The 6,171-nt window shown below is 60.0% G+C and carries 9 protein-coding genes; 5 read left to right on the top strand and 4 right to left on the bottom strand.

Annotated features, from left to right (window positions below; all coding sequences use genetic code 11):
- From AC1DMG_RS18740 to AC1DMG_RS18760, 5 genes are all read left to right on the top strand, one after another.
- On the top strand, positions 1-543 hold a 543-nt coding region (locus AC1DMG_RS18740), incomplete at its 5' end, for a hypothetical protein (protein ID WP_477180890.1).
- A 77-nt stretch (positions 544-620) separates the two neighbouring features.
- Positions 621-1,541 (top strand): hypothetical protein, encoded by a 921-nt coding sequence (locus tag AC1DMG_RS18745; protein ID WP_477177857.1) that lies wholly within the window; start codon positions 621-623, stop codon positions 1,539-1,541.
- A 199-nt stretch (positions 1,542-1,740) separates the two neighbouring features.
- Positions 1,741-2,166, top strand: coding sequence for a YeeE/YedE family protein (locus AC1DMG_RS18750; RefSeq protein WP_477177858.1), 426 nt, complete (start codon positions 1,741-1,743; stop codon positions 2,164-2,166).
- The gene (locus AC1DMG_RS18755; RefSeq protein WP_477177859.1) at positions 2,163-2,582 is read left to right on the top strand and encodes a DUF6691 family protein; all 420 of its coding nucleotides are present in this window, start codon (positions 2,163-2,165) and stop codon (positions 2,580-2,582) included. Before AC1DMG_RS18750 ends, AC1DMG_RS18755 begins: the two co-directional genes overlap by 4 nt.
- A gap of 331 nt (positions 2,583-2,913) precedes the next feature.
- A complete protein-coding gene (locus AC1DMG_RS18760) occupies positions 2,914-3,420 on the top strand; it encodes a hypothetical protein (RefSeq protein WP_477177860.1) in 507 nt (168 codons plus the stop codon).
- A gap of 116 nt (positions 3,421-3,536) precedes the next feature.
- Here AC1DMG_RS18760 and AC1DMG_RS18765 read toward each other — a convergent pair whose 3' ends face one another.
- The 4 genes from AC1DMG_RS18765 to AC1DMG_RS18780 form a co-directional block, all read right to left on the bottom strand.
- Positions 3,537-3,836 (bottom strand): HigA family addiction module antitoxin, encoded by a 300-nt coding sequence (locus AC1DMG_RS18765; protein ID WP_046971697.1) that lies wholly within the window; start codon positions 3,834-3,836, stop codon positions 3,537-3,539.
- A gap of 65 nt (positions 3,837-3,901) precedes the next feature.
- Complete coding sequence (locus AC1DMG_RS18770) at positions 3,902-4,180, bottom strand: type II toxin-antitoxin system RelE/ParE family toxin (protein ID WP_477177861.1); 279 nt, start codon at positions 4,178-4,180, stop codon at positions 3,902-3,904.
- An 866-nt stretch (positions 4,181-5,046) separates the two neighbouring features.
- On the bottom strand, positions 5,047-5,331 hold the full coding sequence (locus AC1DMG_RS18775) for a hypothetical protein (protein ID WP_477177862.1): 285 nt from the start codon (positions 5,329-5,331) through the stop codon (positions 5,047-5,049).
- Between the two features lie 145 nt (positions 5,332-5,476).
- Positions 5,477-6,016 carry a hypothetical protein gene (locus AC1DMG_RS18780; RefSeq protein ID WP_477177863.1) on the bottom strand — a complete coding sequence of 180 codons (540 nt, stop codon included), beginning with the start codon at positions 6,014-6,016 and terminating at the stop codon, positions 5,477-5,479.
- Between the last annotated feature and the right edge of the window lie 155 nt (positions 6,017-6,171).

Genomic DNA, 6,171 nt, shown 5'->3' on the forward strand with positions numbered 1-6,171 from the left:
TCGGACGTCTATACGCCGGGCGCTGGCTGCCTGCTGTGCATGGCCGCCGCGTCGATGGCCAATTCCAAGCTCACCACTTACTCGCACTCGCTGCCCGAAGAAGGGCTTTCCAAACTGAAGGAAGACGTTGGCAGTCTTCTGCGCAAGCGTGTCATCGATGCCGTCGTCATCAATGAAGACATCGACGTGTCCAAGCTTCCCAGCGCCAAGACCAGCGGACCCGATCTTGCAAAGAAGGTCTTCACGTCGCTGCGCGCGAAGTACTCGGTCGATCACCTGGTTGTCATCGACATCCAGCAGGTTGGGTTTGAGCGCCGCTACTCTGCCTATATCCCCACCAGCGAGCCGATGGGCGTGGTGACCGGACTGGGTTACGAGGTGAACCTCGCCACCAACGCCTACGAGTGGTACTCGCCGGTGGGCATTCGCATTGCCTCCGATGGCAAGTGGGATGAGCCGCCGTCGTTCCCCGGCCTGACCAATGCCTATTTCCAGGCACTGGAAAAGGGCAAGGACCAGTTCCTCGCGCCGTTCAAGGGTTGATCGGCAAACCATAGTGAACCGGCGGCATCCGTCGCCGGTTCCGATCGAGCACTGGACCTACGCCCAGGGAGAGGGGAATGAACCGTTCTGCATTGATGGTCGCCGCGACCATGCTAGCCATTGCATCCTGCACGTTTGCACGCACCTCGGTGGCGACCGAGAAGCCGGTTGCCAATGTTCCGGCAGCCGCTGAACTGCACTGGTCGCTTGATGTGCCGGTGGATACCAGGGTGTCCTTCAGCGGCGTCGCCAACTTCGATCGTTCCGGCACGTCCGCCGGCGCCATGTTGTATCCCGCGCCCAGCGCGGTGGGTCTGCTCGCGGCCGTGTTGACCCACGCCGCCATCGAAAAGTCGAGCCGCAACTCCAAGAAGACAAAAATTCAGCAAGACGCCGACAAGGTGCTCGATCCGTACCAGCCCGTTCTGCAGAACTTCCTCACCGGCACGTTGCTGGGGCGCAGCGCGTCGCTCGCCACCGTCGGCGCCGGCAGAGAGGCCGTGCGCGAAGAACAAGACAACCACCAGGGCTGGTGGGTGCGCGTCACGCCGGAGTACGCGATGACGCAGGACCAGACCACGCTGGTCCTGGACGACGTGGTGGAAATCTTCGCGCCAAACGAACGCAAGAAGGCGTCATACATCAACACCATTCGCGTCATAGCCACCGCCAGGCCGGAACAGGACATACAGTCCTATTGGATGCAGAACCAGGGCGACCCGCTCATCGAAGCAAGCGCCGAACTGCTCGCGACATCCCTGGACATCGCCATTGCCGATGCCTCCAAAGCAAAAAGCCAGCAACCGTATGAGACGGTCAGGTATATGGAAGGCCATGAAGAGCGCATGGAGCGCGGCCAACCGCTTGCCCAAGAGTGCGGCCGCATGTTGCTGCGCACGTTGCGGGGCACGCTGATGTCGGTGCCGGTGAAGCCGGACGAGACGACACCTGCAGCTGGGTGTGGTGGTGAGACGGCCAAGGCCGACGCTTCACCTTGATGGAGCTGCTTCGCGAAACAGGGGCGGCGTGCACTTCTTGGCGTGGAAGCCGCCCTACCCTGCGAACCGAGTCGGGTCCCATTGGCGTTGGTTGAGAAGAGAGCCTGACTCGCCCTTCCAGCCAAACGTCGACGACTAGCATTCCGAAACCCTCGGGGCCTATATTCGATCCATCGCAATCACCAAGATCGGTGCCGATATGCACCCCTGGATCTCTTCGTTGATTGGCGGCGTCATGATCGGGCTTGCCGCGGTCTTGCTGATGGCGTCGATGGGTCGCATTGCCGGCATCAGTGGCATCGCCAGCAGCCTGCTGACCGGCGCGCGGGATCGGGGCTGGCGCATCGTTTTCCTGATCGGCCTCATTGCGGCGCCCTGGCTGTTATTTCTGTGGAAAGGCGAGAGCGCCATCGGCGCGCCCGTGGTCTCGTGGCCCTGGATGGCGACAGCGGGCTTGCTGGTTGGCTTGGGCACCCGGCTTGGCAGTGGCTGCACCAGCGGTCATGGCGTGTGCGGCGTCGCCCGACTGTCACGACGTTCGTTGCTGGCCACGGCGCTTTTCGTGGCCGCCGGCATGGCAACCGTCTTCGTCATACGACATCTGCTGGGAGGCCTGGGCGCATGAAGCTTGGCATCGCGTTGCTGGCCGGCCTGCTGTTCGGCCTGGGTCTCAGCCTGGGAGGCATGACCTCCCCTGCCGTCGTGCTTGGATTCCTGGACATCGCCGGCGTCTGGAATCCCCGTCTTCTGTTTGTGATGTTGGGCGCCGTGCTTACAACGGCCATTGGTTACCGCTGGGTGTGGAGCGGTCCGAGGCCCTGGTTCGACGATGCATTCCACGTGCCTGATGCAACACGCTTCGACAAACGCCTGGTCATTGGCGCGCTGCTGTTTGGCATGGGCTGGGGCATCGCCGGTTACTGCCCGGGGCCTGCGTTGGCGTCGTTGAGTGGCGGCTACGCGTCGGTGCTTGTGCTTGTGGGCAGCATGGCGCTGGGCTGGTGGCTTGGGGCGAGAGTGCCGGCCCAAAAGAATGGGTGACAAATGGTCCCTGGCACCATTTCTCGAGCCCCGAAATCGTCGGTTGGCGTATCAACATAAATAAGTAGCGCCGACCACTTACACCGATCGATCGTACGACCTACGCAGAGAATCGAAGGTTGTGATTGACCACGAGCCCAACAGCGATTGATTGTCCGATCGCTCGAGGTGCCTCGCTTCATCCTTTCGACGTTCGCCATCCAAGTCCCCCCGAGCATCGCGATGAATCCGCGGGCCCGTACCGTTTCGTTTCTGGTTGTTCAAACACAGCTGGCGATGTCACGGCGATACCTCGGGCGTGCTCTCAACCATTGGACAAGGAGAACGCTTGATGAAATTGAGGAAGGTCATTCTTATAGGCTTAGCCTGCCTTGGAACGATCACTGCAGTAAAAGCCCAGGTCACGCCTGCAAGTTCCAACGTCGTCTCAAATGGAAAAGTCGTCAACACGTTCGATGTTCCGCGTGGATCGCCCGAATACGACCAGATCCGCGCATGGCTTACTGAGGCCATAACTCGCACCGGCGATCGCGTTGGCTCTCCGGCAAATCTCTCGAGCGACAGCCTCGGTGCCAGCATCCACGTCCAGGTCGTGCATCAGGTCACCACCAAAGGCAGCGTCGCCGCCATGGGCGCGCCGATCATGCCACCCCCTCCCTGGACACCGGGGACGAGCGGCTACAGGGTTGGTGACTCGGCCATCGTCAGCATCACGAACGGAGGCTGGACCCAGACGTGGTCCTTGTCGCTGCAAAACACCAGCATAGGCTTGATGTGGCTGACGACTGAATACCACGCAACGAGAGACCCTGTGGATCAACCTCCGCTACCGCACTGAGGTTGCGTGCCTGGGTGCCAAAGCTTCACCGGGAAACGGGGCGTACTGAGCCAAGAAAACGGAGGGATGATTTGACTGCTTCCGTCTCCTGTTCCGGGATTGGGACACCAACCGGATCAGGCCGCGCGCGGATGGATATGGGCTAGCGCATCACCCAACTGATCCTCAGCCGTTTCAATGTCGAACTGCTGCTGCAAATTCATCCAGAACGCAGCCGACGTGCCGAAGTAACGACCAAGGCGCAACGCCGTATCTGCCGTAATGTTCCGCTTGCAGTTGGCAATCTCATTTACCCGGGTAGGCGTCACCCCAAGCTCGCGCGCCAGCGCATTCGCCGAGAGTTCGAGCGGCTCCATAAATTCCCCGCGCAGGATCTCCCCGGGATGGATGGGAGGAAGTTTTTTCTTGGTGGTCATGGTTTTCACTCCGGCCTTATTCTGGTGCGAGCGCGATACTCTGATTTAAGCGAATGGACTTCTGCCTAGTGGTAGTCACATATTTCTACGTCGTAAGCGTCGCCATCCTTCCAGCTGAAACACACGCGGTATTGAGCATTGACACGGATGCTGTGCTGTCCYTTGCGGTCGTCCTTCAGTGCTTCGAGTCGGTTACCGGGAGGCGAGCGGAGATCTTCCAGCGTGGTCGCCGCATTGACCATGTTGAGCTTGATTCGGGCGGCGGCTTCGATGTTGACCCAGCGGCGCATCCTTAAGCGGCCAAACAGGGCCTCCGTGTCTTTGTCCGCAAAGGTCTTGATCATGGTATATCGTATCCCGATATGCGATATATTTCAACGTTAATGCCGCCAACAAGAGGGCACCAAGTCTCGGAGTGACCTTCGCGCCGAAATTTGACCTGGTGAGAAGGTGTGGGCCCAATTTCATGCGCTAGCGTGCAAGTTTTCTAGCGCGCGCACTACCTTCAGGTGCTCCAAAAGAATGCTGCTGACATTCGGTTGCCCTGACGCCGTCACGCACCGCCTCGCGCAGGTGGACACGCATGTCGCTGATCCCTGACAGACGTTACCAACCCTGCTTGTTAGGGTCAGTCAGTCATTCGCGCTGTCGTATTGCACGGCCTCGCGAGTGACCATGACCACCAGGTCATGAGGCGCGGGCCGTGAGTGCGTCTAACACCCACGACCCGCTAACCATCACCAACTAATCGGAGTTGATCATGGCTATCCGCGATCATACGGTACGCATTCGCTCGTCCGTTCCCCCTGACGACACCCTCACTCCTCCGCCTCACGTCCCGTCATCCACGTCTGTGGCATGGCCCGAAACCCTGCGCCATAGCACTCGCGGTGACATCGCGCTGGCCGTACTCGCCCTCACGCGCCTGCGTGTCGACAGCGAGCAGTGCCGCCACGCGCAGGCGCGGGGATTCCCCGGCAGACCGCTGCCATGGCCCCTTCCCGTGGCCGTCACGGCCAGCCTGGGCACGGCGATCTACTGTCTCCAGCAGTACGCCCGCCTGCTCGGTGACGAGTCTCGAGTGAACACCACACGCCTCCGATGATCACCGTTACGGCGCATCGGCCAGCATGGCGATGCGCCGCATTCGGGCGATCACCGACGAAGCTGCCAAGCATTCACTGACACGGAGCGCTGTAAGCGCCTAGAGTCACCGAATGCGAGTGGCTTCAACCGTTTCGTCGTCGTCTGTGTTTATGAGCTTGTCATCGCAAACGACGATTTCAGACATTGGGACCCACGTTGCGGTATCGGCCACGTCGCTATCGTCGATCTCCCAGACGCTCCCGCCTTCGAGGATCACAATCTTCCCGTCAGCCTGTACCGACTTGACCCAGTGCCCGCTCTCGCAAGCCAGTCCAAGTATCGGAACGAGGCATAAGGCCGCAATACTGAGCGCAACCGCAAGACGCTTCGCGCTGGTCGTCTGATTCATTGGAAACCCCCTCGAGCTCGCGACCGGATCTGACCCGATCTCTGGGTTGTCGGAGAAGTGCCGAGGACAATTCTGGCAGGGTCGGCCGCGCTACCGACCCGCTTAAAACTGCACCCGACTTTGTTCTCTCAGGCCATCGGCCCTCTTAGTTCTTTGTCGGCCAGCCATAGATTTGGCTGAGCGCACCATTCGCCACCTCATCCATGAAGCGATCAGGTGTTCCGGACACCATCGTAAAGCCCGTGGCTGTGCGCTTGTCCGTCGCAGCCGCGACCAATGTCCTGCTGCGCACGTCATAGAGTTCTGTGGAAATGTTGAGCTTGTCGCCCTTGCCCGACCACGCCGTGGCGTTGTCTTCCCAGTGGGTTATGGTTCCTTTGAGCACGTAGGTGAACCCACCTCGCTCCGCGTCTGCAAAACCATGCTCAAGCGTCATATCTGGAGTTACCGATAGAGGCACTTGATGGGCAGCTAGTGAGCGACGCAGTGCGTCAACCAAGCCTTGCCCGCTGCCGGCCGCTACTGGCTCGCCCTGTTCTTGCCCATCCTTGATGGCGAGGACGAGCACGCGCTGGGTCGGATCGACATGTTGACCGGGCAGAGCGCCGCCCTCTTTGGCTTGCCGCGGGACCGAGCAGGCAACAGCCAAACTGGCCGCTGCTGCAGCCAGGAATAGACGTTTCATGAGACCCCCTGTCTCTTTTTGCTATTTCGGCAAAATAAGCGAAAGCAAATGCAATTGCATACCTGTCAAAGGTAGTAATTGGCATTAGGGGTTTCAGAAAATGGAAAGGCTTTATTGGCCATTGCGAGACTGAGGGTGGGATTGTTGGGTGCATC

The sequence above is a fragment of the Dyella sp. 01N36 genome (assembly GCF_056399745.1).

Coding starts and splice junctions, on each gene's coding strand:
- AC1DMG_RS18745 (WP_477177857.1), top strand. CDS start 621: ATGAACCGTTCTGCATTGATGGTCGCCGCGACCATGCTAGCCATTGCA.
- AC1DMG_RS18750 (WP_477177858.1), top strand. CDS start 1,741: ATGCACCCCTGGATCTCTTCGTTGATTGGCGGCGTCATGATCGGGCTT.
- AC1DMG_RS18755 (WP_477177859.1), top strand. CDS start 2,163: ATGAAGCTTGGCATCGCGTTGCTGGCCGGCCTGCTGTTCGGCCTGGGT.
- AC1DMG_RS18760 (WP_477177860.1), top strand. CDS start 2,914: ATGAAATTGAGGAAGGTCATTCTTATAGGCTTAGCCTGCCTTGGAACG.
- AC1DMG_RS18765 (WP_046971697.1), bottom strand. CDS start 3,836: ATGACCACCAAGAAAAAACTTCCTCCCATCCATCCCGGGGAGATCCTG.
- AC1DMG_RS18775 (WP_477177862.1), bottom strand. CDS start 5,331: ATGAATCAGACGACCAGCGCGAAGCGTCTTGCGGTTGCGCTCAGTATT.
- AC1DMG_RS18780 (WP_477177863.1), bottom strand. CDS start 6,016: ATGAAACGTCTATTCCTGGCTGCAGCAGCGGCCAGTTTGGCTGTTGCC.